Genomic DNA, 17,420 nt, shown 5'->3' on the forward strand with positions numbered 1-17,420 from the left:
AGCTGATACCAGGCCTGAGAAACCGCATCACTGCACCGCTGTCATTAACTAACCCGAAGGATTAACTAATTAACAAGGTAAAAGTATGAATTTTTTCCTGGGGAAACCCTGTGCTTATTTAAAATGGGTTATGCGCATCTCCTTTTACGTAATGGCGTTTGCTCTAACGGCTACTAACCTGATGGCCAGCGTGGCAGGTAAGGGACAGTCGGTAAAACGGATACGGATGTCGGTAGATATCCACCATCAGCCGCTGCGGGCCGCCCTGGACGAGCTTTCCAACCGTTCAGGCATAAGGATCTATTTCAATGATGAAAAGGTAGACAAGGTACGTAATGTGAGCATCCATGCCGACGATGCCCCATTGATGGACATCCTCACCAGGTTGCTCCAGCCTGCCGCCATGGTGCCGCAGGTATATGATGATAACCGCATTACCATCGTGGCCGCTACTACGCTGCCGCCGCCTGTAAAAGGAACGGTGATCGACAAAAACACCGGCACGCCATTACCCGGCGTAGGCGTACGCATCAAAGGCCAGAACACCGGCGCCATCACCGATGGCAACGGGCATTTCAGCATCAACATACCGGAAGAAGGCGCCACCCTCGTGATCACCTACATCGGCTACCAGCCGCAGGAGCTGAAAGTGGCCGCCGGCGCCACTTCCGTGCAGATCGCATTGAAGCCCTCCCGCACACTGCTCAACGAAGTACAGGTACAGGCACGCAGGCGTACCAACACCGAAGCCGCCGTACTGCTCGAACGTAAATCGTCGGCCATCGTGCAGGACGCCATCTCCGCCGCCAATATCGAAAAAACGGCCAGCATCACCACCACACAGGCATTGCAACGCGTATCCGGCGTAACCATCACCGATGATAAATACGTAGCCATCCGCGGCCTCGGCGACCGCAGCGTGATCGGGCAGCTCAACGGCGTACGCCTCGCATCTTCCGATCCCGACCGCAGCGCCATCCCGCTGGACCTCGTGCCCGCAGGCCTGCTGGACAATATCACCATCTACAAAACTTATACGCCCGATAAACCCGCTGATGCCGCCGCCGGTATCATCGAGCTGAAAACAAGATCAGTACCCGATTCCGCTATTCTCAACATCACCGTACAAGCCGGCTTCAATACCAACATCGGCCTCGGCGGAAAAGTGAACAGCTTCTATAACAGCAATCCCGGTTTCCTCGGACAGAAAGTAAAACAAGCCGGCCTGCCCGATGATTTCACCGCCCTCGGAACGCAATACCCCGGCGGATTTGCGCAGGTGCAGAACATGATCGCCAACAGCGGCAATGATCCGTCTATCCGCAAAGAAGTAGACCGCATCAACGGTATCATGCACCGCTTTGATCCCGTGCTTACCACCCACTATGCCCCGGCAAAAATGAACCAGATCTATTCCGTGACCTATGGCAACAGCTTCAACGTGTTCCACAAACACAAGCTGGGCCTGATCGCGGGCGTGAACTACTATCAGCGCGCTACTGATATTCACGGCGGCGATCTCACGCAGTGGAGCATCTACCAGGGTGTGCTCACCGGTAACAGCCAGGTGAACAGCACGCGCATCATTCCGAACTATATCACACCTAACAATATCAATCTCGGAAAATATATTTCTTATAAAGAGAATACGGGAACATCCACACTCAACTATGGTTTTCTCGGCGGGCTTACCTACCGCTTCAATGCGCGTAATGAAATCAGTGTGCAGTATATGGGCAGCAGGGGGGCGGAGGTACAGGCCAGCAACCTGTATGGCGCCTATGAATACACCGGCCTCACAGGCCCCGTATCCAACATCGTGTATTCGTTGAAGAGAAGCTACCGTACACTGAATACTTTCAACCTGCAAGGTGAGCACAAGCTCACGGGCGGCCAGTATTCGCCACGACTGAGCTACAACATCGCCACCTCTAACTCCAGCCAGGAAGATCCGGATTATCGCTTTGTGAACCTGGCCGTGTATCGCCCGAATGGCGGCGGCGCTGTGCCAACAAATGGCAGCCTGCCCGGCGGTGATGGCGGCGTATCGGGCACGCCGGTGTATTATTCACTGGTGTCAGGATATGTGAATGGTTACGGCCCCTATGGCATCATACAGGCCGATCCCAACGGACGCCGCTATCGTACGCTCAGCGAAACCAACTACAACTACAAAGCAGATCTCACCCTGCCTTTCCGCCTGCTGGGCCAGCGCCAGGAATTTAAAGGCGGTGTGAACTACCTGCACCGTGATCGTACTTTTAATGAGAATGTATTGTCGCTGCCCGGCTCTAACTTCTCTTCCACCGGCAACCAGGCATTGTATACCGTACATGGTAACCTCGATCATCTCGTAGGTTATGACCAGATCGGCATACGCCAACCAACCGGCGCCACCGGCGAAGGACAGCCCGCTGTTGGCGGATTTTTGTACAACGCACAGAAATCGCCTAACAATTACAAAGGCTTTTATGAAACGCGCGCATTCTATGGTATGCTCGACCTGAAGTTGCGTGAGAACCTGCGCCTCACAGGTGGCGCGCGTTTCGAGCTCACCAACATACAGGCTGCCGTAGATACTGCCGGCGTATTCCTCGATCCTTCACTCACCGCGCCTAACAAAGACGGACAAACAGTGAAGCTGATATTAACAGAACCTAACTCCGTTTATAAAACAGACTACAAGCCCTATTATTCCCTGAACCTGACCTATACCCTTAAGCAGGATATGAACTTCCGCCTGGGCTACAGCACTACGCTGGCAAGGCCGGAGCTGCGCGAGATCACCAACGTGTTTGAATTTGATCCCTTCCAGTTTGCGCTGGTGGTGGGTAATCCGAAATTGAAAAATCAGTCTACCACCAACTACGATTTCCGTTGGGAATGGTTCACTGCACCGGGCGAGGTGCTGGCGGCATCTGCTTTTTATAAACAGATAGATAACCAGCTCACCAAAGTGTATACACAAAACTCTACCGGTTTGAGCGCACGTTTTCCCGAGTTCCCAGCGATCCATTTCGAGAACGATCCTAACAAAGGCCATGTATACGGAGTAGAACTGGAAGTGGTGAAGAACCTGGGCAGATGGTGGCATCCGCTGGATCATTTTTTCCTGGGGGCCAACCTCCTGCTGGCGCAGAGTGAAATTAAAAAGACACCTGAACGGCTAAACGATTCCCGCATTGTAGACAGGCGTTCTCCTTCCAACAGCCCGTTGTTTGAGCAGGCGCCTTATGCTATCAACGTATATCTCAACTACAGCAACCCGCGTTCACGCACGGATCTCACCCTTACTTTCAATGAAGTGGGCGAGCGCCTGATACAGGTGAACCTCACCGGTGAACCTGACCTCTACAGCAGGCCGGCGCCTGTGCTGGACTTTGTGTTCAGTCAATATCTCACCAGGAGACTTCAATTAAAAGGATATGCCAAAAACATACTGGACCCGGCCTGGCGCGAAGTATATGCCAACCCCGGCACCGGCGGAAAATATTATGGCAATACGTATATCCGTCGCAGTTACCACAGAGGCAGCGAGTTGATGCTCGGCCTCAGCTATAATATTTTTTAACAGGAAGACCGAAAATAAATCATGATGCAAGCTGTAAAATATTTTCTGGCAATGCTGCTGTTCACCGGGTTGTGGGCCTGCACCAAAAGCAAGTCCGACTTCGTGTACCAGGAGCAGCCTTTGCCGCCGCTTTCCGCTTCCACCGTGCGTTTGATTAATGTGGGCCGCAAAGCAACAGAACTCCTGATCAACGATACGCCTTTGACCAGCCTTACGCCGCCGAATATTGAAGGAAACTACCTCAGTGATCAGACAAAGCCTACGATCTATTTTCCTACCGGAAGAATAGGCACTACCTTCGCCATCCCGCAACGCTTTATCCGTGGCGATGGTACGGCGCGTATCACCATTGGTTATATGATGTACGGTACGCCGGGACTGGTAGCGCCCAAGAACATCGACATCAAGGAGAATGTGAATGAACCAGCAGATTATTACAACGTATTGTACGGGCCTCATCCCGGTTCCGATATCCTGGTGAACGACAGTACGTTCCGTGTGCCGCGTTCCATCTCTCCTCCCGCCAATCCCGAACATTTCAGGATACGTGTGCTGAACCTCAGCAACCCGGGCGACAGGGCCTCGCTGCAAGGCAATATGAGCCTGTCTTTCGCCGATGGCACGCTCGTGAGCAATACTACCAGCCACGTTGCACCGGGCAATTATTCTGATTACATAGAACTGCCTTATGGCACTTATCAGTTCAAGATAAAGACAGATGATGGCAGGATCGTGCCTGGCGTGCCGCTTAATTCCGGCGAGATGCTGGGTAATGTGAACCCGCTCACCGGCACGATGGTAACAGGAGACAACCAGCCGAAGGATATCTGGCTCTCTTATGCAGCCTCACAAACCTTTCAACCCGGCGGCGTATATACGGTGCTGGTCAGCTCCAATACCGCTTTCAAGTATCTCACGCCCGGTAATACCAGCGCTACCGACCTTACGCTCAACAGCTTCCGGGTGATTGCGGATGTGAAAGAGTCGTTGAACATCACCTATGGCCGCGTACAGGCCGTAAATGCGATCGCCGGCGCTAACATCTCCGTAACAGCCGATGGCCTGCCCTTGCAGGAGAACGTGATCGGCTATACGAATGCATCGGCTTATAAAACGCTGGTGAGCGGCCCGCATGTGATCACCGCGAAAGATGCCAGCGGCAACAAGATCGCGGAAGCTACGCTCAACATCAATGGCAGCGATAACTATAGCGCCTGGCTCTTCAACGATGCTAATGGCAAGCCTGTGATGAAACTGGTGAACAATAACCTGAGCGGCAGTTTCTATCTGCCCACCGCTGGCAGCAACAAGGGCGACGACGGCGCTAACAGCCAGTATAAAGTAACCATGCCTTACTGGGTGCGCTTCCTCAACCTCAGCACTGATGTGCCGGAGATCACTTTCACCGAAGCCAATGGTCAGCTGCTCACCGGCTACCTCACATTTATCGCTACCGGCAGCCAGCATCTCAGTCAGGGCCAGGTGGTGACCGATCAGCCTTATGTGCAGTTCAGCCCGCTCATAGGCATCAACCGCCTGAATGTATATGCTTCCAAACCGGGCGTGTTGCCGGGCGACTGGATCACCACTATACCAGCATTGAAAGGCAGCGATTTTATCGCGCGGCCTGATTTGTACGCTGGTGGCCAATTGCCGCTGTTTGAAACAGGTATCTACACCGTTGCGCTTACCGGTACCTTACATCCGAAGCAAGCAACAGACGTACCTGCAAAAATGATCATCGTAAAGCATAACCAATAATGAGCGCCATGAAATTGATATATCTGAAACGCATACACGCAGTGGGGATGCTGATACTGGCAGGCTGCCTGCTGATGGCCAGCTGCCGTAAAACGGATTTTCCGGATGTTAGTAATCCTGCCTATCTGCGGGTATTCAACTGTTTAACTTATAACGCTACCATCGCCAGCAAGGATGCGCCGCCACCTTTCCTGGCCATGCTGATAGATCCGAAGCTGGACGCGGCCGGCGTACCCGTGGATGCCGCCATCACCTTCGATTTCCTCGATACCCGCGGCCCGCTCGCCAGGCCTTATCCTGATGCCGGCAACACTACGCTCTGGCAGAAAGAATTTCCGGGAACGGCTAAAATACCAGTAGGCCCTATTGTGAATGGATTTGACCTCTCCGGCTATGGCATGGTATCTGGCGGCAAACATCGCTTTATGTTCGTAGCCAGGCCGCAAAGCAATGACCCTTTCTATTCGCTCAATGCCGACCTGCGCAAACGGGTGATGATCGATACCACCGTGGACCTTACCTCAGGAGAGATATATACGATGAATGTGCTGGAAAAGTCCGTCTACACCCGTGTTCCCGGCATCTACCTGCGCAATGAGCAGTTCACCAAGATACCTTTCTCCGATTCGATGGTGTATGTGAACTTCTACAACCTCAGCTCGGAAGGCTATTCGCAAACATATTTCTACAATAGCAACGGACCATTTAACCACAACATAAAGGACACGATGAACGTGTTCTACACGCTGTATGGGGCGCAGTCGAATCCGATCAAAGGCTTTTCCAACGTGTACATGACCACCCTGATGAGGTCGCAGGATACGAAAGTGAGCCCCTACAGCAGCTTTCCGCTGTTCCCCGATACAACGGCCAGTCACATTTTTGCCGGTAATGCCGGGCAGATGTTCAACTTCCTGGTGCCAGGCACTCCGCCGGATTATCAGTACGGCGCCAATAATGAGTCAGGCGGCATCTACACCTCGCTTTCAATCGGCCCCAATGCGCCGGTAGCGGTGTACAACTTCGTAGGAGACGTGCGTACCGGTATGGTGATCTCTGTACACTCCGGCATCTACAACCCGCGCTCCTTTGCTACTGTCAACACCGTGGAATTTGTGAATGGCAACATGTACGTGACTACGTTGCAACGCCGCTATGATCCGCCGGTTTATCAATAAAAAATGTCAAGATGAAACTTATACACAGACTTCATACTTGTTGCTTGCCATTGCTGCTGGTGCTGTTAGCATTGGCGGCAGGCTGCAACAAAACAGACCTGCAAGTGTCTAATGAGCACAGCGCCGGGCTCCGTAATATGGGCGATTTTATCCGTAACAACTACGACCTGAGCCTGCTGGCTGCCGGCCTGCAAAAGATCGGTATGCTCGATAGCCTCAACAGCACCGAGCTGCACACGATATGGGCGCCCGATAACAACGCTTTCAATGCCATCGGCGTGAAAAGGCCGTCCGACTTCAATACCATGAACACCGACAGCCTGCGCTATGCACTGAAAAACTTAATCATGCCGCAGCGTATATACGTGTCCGATATACCCACGCAGATGGACAACAAATACACCGGCCTTGCCGGAGGCCCCTTGCTCATCTCCATCAATAACATCGGCAGCAACAATGCAGATGCTTTCCGCGCCACGGTGAACGGTTGCCCTGTGTATGATGCGCCCAGGCGTAACATCGCTTTGCAGAATGGCGTGTTACACCTCTTGCAGGCTGTGCCGAAATATTTCCCGGAAACGGCGCAAGACTTCCTGGCAGCGGATTCTACCCTGTCTATCTTCACTGCACTGATGAAGAAAACAGGACAGTGGGACGCCCTGAAACAAACCGGCCCGTACACTATTTATGCGCCGGTGAATGACGCCTTCCGTCAGTATGGCCTTACCGCCGACAGCATCGCACGACTGGATGTGAGCCGCTACAAAGCGCTTGCATTTAATATTTACACACTGGAACTGAAACCCTATCACCTCTTTCAAAGTGATCCGGGCATGATGCAGGTGACGGACATTAACATCTATCTCACCGGCGGATACTATATGCAAGCCAGCTACGGCATCAGCATCTGGGCGCCGGGCGGCCGTTATGCCTATCACAGCCCCAGTGGCATCGGGTATGTCAGGAAAGACGATATGACCAACAACAGCGTCATCTTCCATCTCGATAATATCATGCTATACCCCGATTCTCTTTTAATCAAATAAAATCTGTGGAAATGAAGAAACAATATTTCATATATGCGTCGCTGTTAGTAATGCTGCTCATGGCAGCATGCCGGCAGAAAGATGCGCAGGTAGCACCTGTTGGCAAGCCGCTGGAATATAAAGGGCCGCAGAAAACGATCCGGCAACTGCTGGACAGTACCAACTTCAGCATCTATAAGGCCATGTGGAAAATAGTGAACATGGACTCTGTTATACAAGCGCAAACCTTGCAGGGCTATACGCTGCTGGTGCCTACTGACGAGGCTTTCAAAGCCTTTGGTATCACAGCCGGCAACATCAGCAGCCTGGATGCAACGACCCTCGATACCCTGCTCCGCTACCATATCATCGATAGCTGGCTGCCGGGCGACAGGATCAGATCCATTGCGGGTAACATGTCGCTGCACTCGCTGCTGCGGGCTACCGACTTCGGCGATTACAACTCCTGGTCTTTTTACACCTACCTGCAATACCTCGGCGTACATAACGGCAAACTGATGATCAACGGAAAGCCGCACCCGCTCAATACTTTAGAGGCTACCAATGGTACCATCTATGTGATCGATGAAGTGCTGCAGAAACCACAGCAGGATATGATCGACTACCTCAGCAACAACCCGGATTTCACTTTCCTCATGGAAGCCTTCCGGCTCAACGATAGCGTGTATCAAAGCAATTGGGGACAACCGCTCTTCACACAACAGCTGTTGTCATCCACCCAGCGGTTTCACCAGCTTACGCTGTTTGCGCCCACCAATCATGCCTTTCAGCAGGCGGGCTTCAAAACACTGGACGATCTCCGCCAGCGCGCTAACCTTTACCCGGTGGGCTATCCGTACTACGACGATAATCAATATTACCAGTGGCCGCTTACATCACTGGACTCGCTATTGTCGGTCAATCGCCTGGATTATAACGGCGCTGCTACACCTGATTATCCCATGCAGCTTTTTTCCAATGATCTCACCGATAATCCTGCGCTCGCCAACTATCTCATCAAAGCTGGCTCACCGTCTCACAACGGCCCGCAAAATATCCGCCTGATGTTTGGCATGGCCGGCGGCAGCATTACCGCAAAACAGTTGGGCGCCAGCACACCGGCACTGCCGCTGCTTAGCACCGACCTGCTGTTCCGCAACGGCGTGATACACGTGATCAACGACGGATTATTTGGACGATAAAATCATTTAACAAAATGAAAAAAAATATATGCCTTGCCGTGATGCTGTTGTGCTGTTTCGCCTGCAAAAAAGATGATAACAAAACGGCTGCACCGGACCAGAACAACCTGTTGTATGTGATACAAGACAACCGGTTCAACTTCTCCTTTTTCAATACCGCGCTGGTCACCACCAACTTCGGGCAGCAGCTCACAGGGAAAGGGCCGTATACCTTGCTGATACCCGATAATAACGCGTTTCAGGCCTCCGGCTATAACACAGAGAATGATGTGGCCCGGGAACAATCGGCTGTGCTCAACAATATGGTGAAGTACCATACCCTGCAAGGCCTGTGGCAGCTGGATCAATTGCCCTTCCGTTTCAACCAGCAGATCACCACCCTGGCAGGATCGCAGCTGTTTGTAACACACTGGATAAAAGGTCCTGATACCATCATCACCATCAACGGTACGCCTGTTACTGCCAGGAACCTGCCTGCCAGCAATGGTTTGATACAGGTGATCAATGCCGTGCTGCAACCGCTGGTGCAGGACAAGCTCAGTGATGCCGTGGCCGCGGAGCCTACGCTCACCTATTTCAACGCCGCCCTGCAAAGGGCCGGCATGAAAGACCAGCTCAACAGCGCCGGGCCCTTCACGGTGTTTGCGCCCGCCAACAGCGCGTTTGTTGCCGCAGGATATCCCACTACCGATAGTATTGTTCATACCGATCCCGCCGTGCTGCGCGCCATGCTGCAATATCATATGCTCAACAGCCGTCGCTTCGTGTATGATTATGTACTGAGCACTGACGCCAGCAATACCGCACAGCAATCCATGCTCAATAACAGCAGCACCACCGTGAACCTGGTACCTGCGGGAAATGGCTACACCATTACCATCCAGGGCACTGGCAACAACCAGGCTGCACAACTGTTGAAACCCAACGTGCTCACCAACAACGGTGTGCTGCATATCATCGATAAAGTATTGACAGAAAATTTCTGATAAAAAAAGCGATCATGAAGAAGCTATATATCTTATGGTGCCTGTTATGTGCGATGTGTTGCATCCGCGTGCAGGCACAAGAAACGAGTGGCCGCCTCGATGGCCGCGTGATGGATGGCAAAGGCCAGCCCATACCCGGCGTAACGGTGCAGGCCATTCATACGCCCACGGGTACACGCTACGGCACCGTAGCAGGCACGGACGGGCGCTATCACCTCTCCGGCCTGCGCATCGGCGGTCCGTACACCGTACAGGCCTCCATGATGGGTATGGGCAAACAACAACGCGACGGTATCACCATCCGCCTCGGCGAACCTTTGCAATTGAATATCGTACTGGAAGATAGCAAACAACAACTCTCCGAAGTAGTGGTGAAAGGCGCTAAAACCGCCAAGGCCAATACTTATGGCGCAGGACAGAACATCAGTGGCGCACAGCTGCGCAGCATGCCTACCGTTAACAGGAGCATACAGGATATCACGCGCCTGGTGCCGCAGGCATCAAAAGATAACTCCTTCGGCGGTACCAACTTCCGTTACAACAACGTAACGCTGGATGGCGCTATCAACAACGATGCGATCGGCTTCAGCCCTTCACTGGGCGGGATCACCGGTACTTCCGGTATGCCCGGCTCCAGCACCCGCACCAATCCTGTGTCGCTGGATGCGATCGAAGATATGCAGGTATATCTCGCCCCCTTCGATGTGAAGATCGGTAACTTCACCGGCGGTAGCATCAACGCCGTTACACGCAGTGGTACCAACACTTTCACCGGATCGGTATACGGCTTTGGCCGCAACGCTGCCATCACCGGGAAAGACAAGGTTGGATCATCAGGGAAGATGAACAACGATTTCTATGACTATCAAACCGGTATCAGGCTTGGTTTTCCGATTATCAAAGACAAACTGTTCTTCTTCACCAATGAAGAAATCACCGGCCGCCGCGATCCCGCACAGCTGATGACCGGACAGCCAGAAACCGCACAGATACTCAGCGTAAAAGATGAACAGGATATCCGCAATGCCACCATGCAACGCTATGGCAATGCCTTCGATCCCGGTACCGGCGGCGCTTACAACAGCAGCAGCCAGTCGCGGAAATTTTTCAACCGCCTCGACTGGAACATCAACGATAAAAATCAGCTCTCGCTCCGTAACAACACCATCCTCTCCAACGCGATGATCATGGACCGCGACCAGGCCGATTTCCGCTTCACCAGCATGGCTTACAAACAAACCAATAACCAGACATCTACCGTAGCGGAATTAAAAACACGCTTCAACGCACGCCTGGCCAACAGTTTTGTATTGGGCTATACTGTCGTGAACGACAAACGCGATCCTCAGTCGGACCCCGCATTGCCGCAAGTACAGATCATGGGCCGTACTCCCGGCACCACCATCTACCTTGGCACCGACAGGGAGGCCGCCATTTTCAAGATGCAGCAACGCACCTGGGAAATCACCGACAACCTCACCTGGTACAAAGGCAAACATACTTTCCTCTTCGGTACGCATAATGAGTTGTATCATATCAACTATGGTTTCGTGAACAGCTGGAATGGCCGTGTAGACTATCTCTCCATCGATGATTATATCAACAACAATCCCTGGCGCGTAAGAGGAAACTATAATTATACAGATAACAGCCGCGAATATATCCTGTCGCACCCGCAGTCTTTCAACCTCGATATGTTGAGCGCCTACGCACAGGATGAGATCCAGCTTACCGACAAACTGAAACTGACGCCGGGTATACGTGCCGACTATACGCTGTTGCCGCAGATGCCTAACCTGAGCGAGAAAACACGCACTGCCATACAAGACGGATTTCTGGGTAACACCTACTACTATACGCCGTTGAACCAGATCCGCAACAGTTATTTCAACCGCGTGCAGATCTCTCCGAGATTAGGTTTCCGCTACGACTGGAAAGGCGATCAAAGCCTGATCCTGCGTGGTGGCGTAGGTATGTTCACCGGCCGTATTCCGCTGGCATGGCTGGCTTACGCTTACTACAACAATGGCGATACTTACGGTTCTTTCGATCAGAAAGCAGACCAGCAAGCCTTTGTGAAAGGCACCGATCCATTGCGTGCCGGCAAGAATGGCATTGCAGGTTTTATCGCGCAGAATGGCGCGGTGATCAATAATAAAAATTCAGGAAAGACGCAGGTAGATGTGGTAGATAATAATTTCGTGATGCCGAAAGTGCTGCGTACCAGTCTGGCATTGGATTACACCACGCGCAATGGTTACAAGTTCACGATAGAAGGTATTTATACCAAGAGCCTGAAAGATGTGATCTTCCGCCAGGTGAACATCAAAGATGATCCGCGTTATTACGGGTACGATGTAAACCAGCAGCAGCCTGTATTTAGCGGCAGCGTAGATCCACGATTCGCAAATGCCTATGAGCTGAGCAATACCAACAAAGGTTATCGCTACAGCCTTAGCGGCAGTGTGAACCGTAACTTTGAAAACGGCCTGAATGCAGGCGTGTCCTATACTTTCGGTGAATCAAAAGATGTGTCCAACGGCATCCGTAACTCGATGGAAAGTAACTGGCAGCTGAACCAGGCATTGCATCCCAACAATCCCGATGTAGCTTATTCCAACTTCGATATCCGTCACCGCATTGTGGTGCATGTGGATTATCGCAAGACCTGGAATGCAAAATGGGTAAGCAGTTTGTCGCTGTTCGTGAGCGCGCAATCCGGTTCTCCATTCACCTATGGTATTGTGAACAACAGCATCCAGGGATTGCCGCAGCAGGTGAGCCTGGTGTATATCCCGCAGGCTGCTGACGCGATACATTATTTCCAGGATTATAAAGACGCTTCCGGCAATGTTGTTACTGCCGCTGCGCAAGCCGCTGCCTTCAATGCTTATGTAGATGGTAATGCTTATCTGCGCAGCCGCCGTGGTAATTTCACCGAGCGCAATATGGGCCGTACGCCCTGGAACAACCAGGCCGATCTGCACTTTGCGCAGGAGTATCATTTCTCCGCTAAGCCGGGCAGCAGCTATCTCACGTTCACCGCGGATATCATGAACCTCACCAACCTGCTCAACAAAAACTGGGGCATCTCCTATTTCTCTCCCAACACTTTCAACTCTACTGCAAGTGTGGGTTTAACACCCTTGTATCCAACGAAACTGGGTGAGAAAGACGGTCCGGTGTATCAGTTCACCAATCCCGGCAAGCCTTATGCGACGGACTTTTTCAGCTCCCGCTACCAGTTGCAGTTGGGCATGCGGTATTCTTTTTAAGCCATCAAATCAATCATGATGAAACGACTTTTATATTTTCTGTTGCCAGCGCTATGGTTGGTGGCAGCTTGTAAGAAGAACCACCAGGAGGCCACGGCGCCGCTGGCCATCAGCGGTTTCCTGCCGGGCAGCGGTAACCCGGGCACGGTGGTGACTATACGCGGAACCGGCTTCGCCGGCGATATTGCCGGCAACACGGTTGCCTTCAATGGTACCAACGCTAAAATATTAAGCGCCAATGATACCATGCTCATTGTGCAGGCGCCTGAGAAGGGCAGCACCGGCCCGCTGGCTGTAACCGTGAATGGTCATACTGTTCAGGGCAGCACCTATACTTTCCAGGCATTGAGTATCCATAATATTTCACCGGCCAATGGTCCGCAGGGAACGAATATCTACATCAGCGGCGCGGGCTTTACCAGCACCAGCGGCCCTGCCAGCGTGATGATCAACGGACATGCCGCACAAGTGTCCGATGCCAGCGATACCTTGCTGGTGGCCACTGTGCCGGCAGATGCAGGCACTGGCCCGCTGGAAGTGACGGTAAACAACACACATGCTACCGGCCCTGTGTTCACCTACCAGGCGATCACTGCTATCAAACCAATGAAAGGTGGTGAAGGTACCATAGTAACCATCACCGGTACAGGATTCAATACCACCGCGGCCAGCAATATAGTCACCTTCAATGGTACCACGGCTACCGTTACCAATGCTACCAATACCACGCTCACAGTAGTGGCGCCGAAGCAGGTCGGCACCGGCCCTGTGTCTGTCACCATCAACGGGCAGCGTACCAGTGGTCCGGTATTTACCGTAGTGCCGCCGCCATCTGTGAAAACAATAGCGCCTTTAAGCGGCCCTGTTGGTACAATGATCACGATCACCGGCGAACAGTTCAGTGAGCTGACAGAAGAAGATTCTGTTTATATCAACGGTATGGCAGTGACCATACTCAGCGTAGCTTCCAAACAACTCGTGGTGAGTGTGCCGCAAGGCGCCAGCAGCGGGCCTCTCAGGATAGTGGTGAATGGTCAGGCCGTTGCCGGACCAGTATTCACTGTACAGGCATTAGGTATCTCACAGCTGTTACCCGACAACGGACTGGAAGGTTCCATCATCATGGTGAAAGGTACCGGCTTCAGTGCCACTGCAACAGATAACCATGTCACCATCAACGGCGTGGCGATACCAGTAAGCGCCGCTACAGACAGTACACTAACAGTGACTATTCCTGCAGGTGTGAGCACCGGCACGCTGAATGTGAGCACCGGTACATTGTCTGCCGTAGGGCCATTGTTCCGCATTGCAGGCGTCAGCACCTTCTATACCGGCGACTATGCCTCGGGATGGCCGCGTAGCATGGTAGTAGACAGCAAAGGAAACCTGTTTGTAGATAATAACAACCGCATCATCAAATTTGCGCCGGATGGTACGGCTACTGTTTTTGCAGGATCAGGTAATGCGGGTAATGCAGATGGCGCCGGAGCCAATGCCAGCTTCAATTTCATCTGTGGTTTCGTGATCGATGCACAGGATAATCTCTTTGTAGCAGATGCTTTCAATAACTCCATTCGTAAAGTAACACCTGATGCCATAGTCACTACTTATGTGTACAATCCTAACATCTCGCCAAGATATATTGCAGGTGATGGCAAGGGCAACCTGTTTATTGGCACTGATTACAACGGTATACAGATGATTGCTGCCGGCACCCTGCAATACAAGCAGATAGGCTTCGAAGGCATCAACTCGCAGTTTGTTTACTACAAGGGCGCTTTGTACTACAGTAATTCTGATAACAGCGTTATCAGAAGACTGGATCCTGCTACCAGGATGCCCAGAGACTTTGCGGGCACTTCCAATCAGGGAGGTTTCGTAGATGGTATGCCAGGAACCGGTCAGGTCAATGGCCCTGGCGCGCTGGTATATGATCCGGTAGCGAAGCTCATGTACCTGGAAGATGGTAGTAACTACGCCATCCGAAGCATAGATCCTGATAATGGTAATCTTGGCTATATCACCGGCGCCGCAGGCACCTATCAATCATTCAAATGGGGCTTCAAAGATGGCGCTTTGAACAAGGCATTGCTCAATCCTACCAACAGCGGGCCGATAGCCGTAGACGGTGCAGGTAACATCTATTTGATGGAACAGAATAATAAAGCGATCAGGAAGATCACACTAAAATAACAATCAAGTAGCGTAACGTAAGAATGAATATGGCTGGCCTTTTCCAAGGCCGGCCATTTTTTTGGGAGAGATATAATATGGCCCTACCAATATGCCGCCCCTATGGGGCGTATTGCAGCGGATCAATATCTTTCTACCAATATTTCGCCCCGCTGGGGCGGTTTGTTGGTAGACGAAAACGAACGATCAAATGTATTGCCCCGTAGGGGCAGAATATTGGTAGACAATCATTCGCTACAATGCGCCCCATCGGGGCGATATATTGGTAGACGAAAACGAACGATCAAATGTATTGCCCCGTAGGGGCAGAATATTGGTAGACAATCATTCGCTACAATGTGCCCCATCGGGGCGGTATATTGGTAGATGAAAACGAGCGATCAGATGAATCGCCCCGTAGGGGCGGCACCTCCAGCAGGCCACAAAAAAGCCAGTCCTGTAAAGGACCGGCCGTCAGTTTTATATCTGTATTGTAAAAACTGATCCAATCGTGTTTATAACGTTAATGGTTATACGCTTATCACCATCCTTCGTTTTGTTTGAGATTCACGTTACGCAATGTTTCATCTGTGGTGATGGGGATGAGATACATCGCATTGCGCCAGAGGCGGTCTTCTACTTTGAAACGTTCGTAGCGGTATCCGCCGGGGGCGCTGGCATCGGCGATGGGCCGCATGCCCCAGATCGTTTTTTCGGTGTTCTCTGCGATCTTCCAGCGGCGTACATCCCAGAAGCGATGATTTTCGAAACTCAGCTCTATCCTTCTTTCATTGTGGATGCGCTGGCGCATGGCGGCCTGCGTGAGGCCTGCGGGCAGCGCGGGCTGACCGGCGCGGGCGCGTACCAGGTTCACATATTTCGCGATGTCGGGATTGCCGGGATCGTATTCGTTCAAAGCTTCTGCATAGCTGAGATAAAACTCTGCCAGGCGGAAGATGATGCCATGAACCAGGCGGCCAGGGCCCTGGTTGATGGTGATGCTTTCATCGGCCAGTTTGCGGCAGCTGTAGCCGGTGCGCGTATGGTCTGTTTGCGTGGTCTGTTCATCTTTGCCATGCTCGAAGGTCTCTATCTTACGGCCTTTCCAGGGTGCGCCATTGTAAGAGATATCGGTATAGAAGCGGGCATCACGGCCTTTATACGGCTGTGCAGGATCATAGCCGGAAGCAGGATCGCTGATGGGCAGGCCATTGGCCATTTCATAATCATCCACGAGGTTTTGTGTAGGCGAGCAGCCCGACCATCCATTGCTGCCATAGGGGAAGATGTAGCGGTCGTAGCTTTCGTCGGTTTCGTGCATGCGCATCCAGATCACTTCCTTACTGAGGAGCGTGTTGTTGGTGAACATGCTCAAACGGTTTGCCAGCGTGGGTTCCAGGCTATACATACTGCCGCCTTGCGGGGAGTTGAGATCGATGACCGCTTTGGCGGCAGTTGCTGCTTTGCGCCATTTGTCGGGGTCGGTGGCAGTGGCGCCGGTAGCAATGTCGCCCTGGAAGCTCGTCTTGCCGGCGATGGCCCATAGCGGGCTGGCGCTGTATAACAGCATGCGTGCTTTCAGGGCCAGACAGGCGCCTTGCGTAACGCGGCCTGTTTGAGTGGTGGGATAAACAGCCTGCACGCGTTTCAAGGCTTCATCACAGTCGGCGATGATCTGCAACACGCAGGAATCATAAGTAGTGCGTGGCCTGTTGAGGGCCGCCTGGTCTGTTTGTTCGATGGTTTTGGTAACGATGATCACGCCGCCGAACTGCCGTATCTGTTCTGCAAGGTACCAGGCGCGCAGGAAATATACTTCGCCGATGCGGTTCTGCAAAGCGCCGATATTGTTGGCATCATCGGGGGTCTTGTATTTGGCAACGCCTTCAAGGATGGCGTTAGCCTGGCGAATGGCCACATAGTTATCGCGCCAGGTATTACCGATAGGGTTGTTGTTGCCCGACCAGGAGCCGTTGTTAAAACTCATGGAGGCCATCCAGTTGGACGCGTCTTTGGCTTCGTCGGTGCCGGACGACATGGAATATCCGCCGAGATAGGTGTAAGGCCCGCGGATACGGGAATACAGGTTGTTCACCACCTGATCGGTCATGGCGAAGTTGGTGAAGATATCAGCATCCTGTTGCTGGGTGGTGGCGGCTCTGTCGAGGAAACCTTTTTTACAGGCGGGCAGCAGGGCCAGCAGGCAAAGGCACAGTAATAACCGTTGAAGTATGACTTGTTGCATGGAAG

The 17,420-nt window shown here is 52.4% G+C and carries 9 protein-coding genes; 8 read left to right on the forward strand and 1 reads right to left on the reverse strand.

Features of this window, described 5'->3' with window-relative positions:
- Positions 1-130: 130 nt before the first annotated feature.
- The 8 genes from FPG75_RS12440 to FPG75_RS12475 are packed head-to-tail and all read left to right on the forward strand — an operon-like array spanning position 131 to position 15,191.
- The gene (locus tag FPG75_RS12440; protein ID WP_201747948.1) at positions 131-3,571 is read left to right on the forward strand and encodes a TonB-dependent receptor; all 3,441 of its coding nucleotides are present in this window, start codon (positions 131-133) and stop codon (positions 3,569-3,571) included.
- Positions 3,572-3,595: 24 nt separating this feature from the next.
- Entirely contained in the window at positions 3,596-5,332 is a 1,737-nt protein-coding gene (locus tag FPG75_RS12445; RefSeq protein ID WP_236654214.1) for a DUF4397 domain-containing protein, read from the forward strand.
- An 8-nt stretch (positions 5,333-5,340) separates the two neighbouring features.
- Positions 5,341-6,510, forward strand: a complete 1,170-nt coding sequence (locus FPG75_RS12450) for a hypothetical protein (protein ID WP_143307183.1) — start codon at positions 5,341-5,343, stop codon at positions 6,508-6,510.
- A gap of 11 nt (positions 6,511-6,521) precedes the next feature.
- Positions 6,522-7,556, forward strand: a complete 1,035-nt coding sequence (locus FPG75_RS12455) for a fasciclin domain-containing protein (RefSeq protein ID WP_143307184.1) — start codon at positions 6,522-6,524, stop codon at positions 7,554-7,556.
- Between the two features lie 11 nt (positions 7,557-7,567).
- Entirely contained in the window at positions 7,568-8,737 is a 1,170-nt protein-coding gene (locus FPG75_RS12460; RefSeq protein ID WP_143307185.1) for a fasciclin domain-containing protein, read from the forward strand.
- Positions 8,738-8,751: 14 nt separating this feature from the next.
- Positions 8,752-9,723 (forward strand): fasciclin domain-containing protein, encoded by a 972-nt coding sequence (locus tag FPG75_RS12465; protein WP_143307186.1) that lies wholly within the window; start codon positions 8,752-8,754, stop codon positions 9,721-9,723.
- Positions 9,724-9,737: 14 nt separating this feature from the next.
- Complete coding sequence (locus FPG75_RS12470; RefSeq protein ID WP_143307187.1) at positions 9,738-12,998, forward strand: TonB-dependent receptor; 3,261 nt, start codon at positions 9,738-9,740, stop codon at positions 12,996-12,998.
- An 18-nt stretch (positions 12,999-13,016) separates the two neighbouring features.
- The gene (locus tag FPG75_RS12475) at positions 13,017-15,191 is read left to right on the forward strand and encodes an IPT/TIG domain-containing protein (protein WP_161596779.1); all 2,175 of its coding nucleotides are present in this window, start codon (positions 13,017-13,019) and stop codon (positions 15,189-15,191) included.
- Positions 15,192-15,711: 520 nt separating this feature from the next.
- Here FPG75_RS12475 and FPG75_RS12480 read toward each other — a convergent pair.
- On the reverse strand, positions 15,712-17,415 hold the full coding sequence (locus tag FPG75_RS12480) for a RagB/SusD family nutrient uptake outer membrane protein (protein WP_161596780.1): 1,704 nt from the start codon (positions 17,413-17,415) through the stop codon (positions 15,712-15,714).
- Positions 17,416-17,420 lie beyond the last annotated feature (5 nt).

Origin of the sequence: Chitinophaga vietnamensis (assembly GCF_902167635.1) — a bacterium.
GTDB classification, from domain to species: Bacteria; Bacteroidota; Bacteroidia; order Chitinophagales; family Chitinophagaceae; genus Chitinophaga; species Chitinophaga vietnamensis.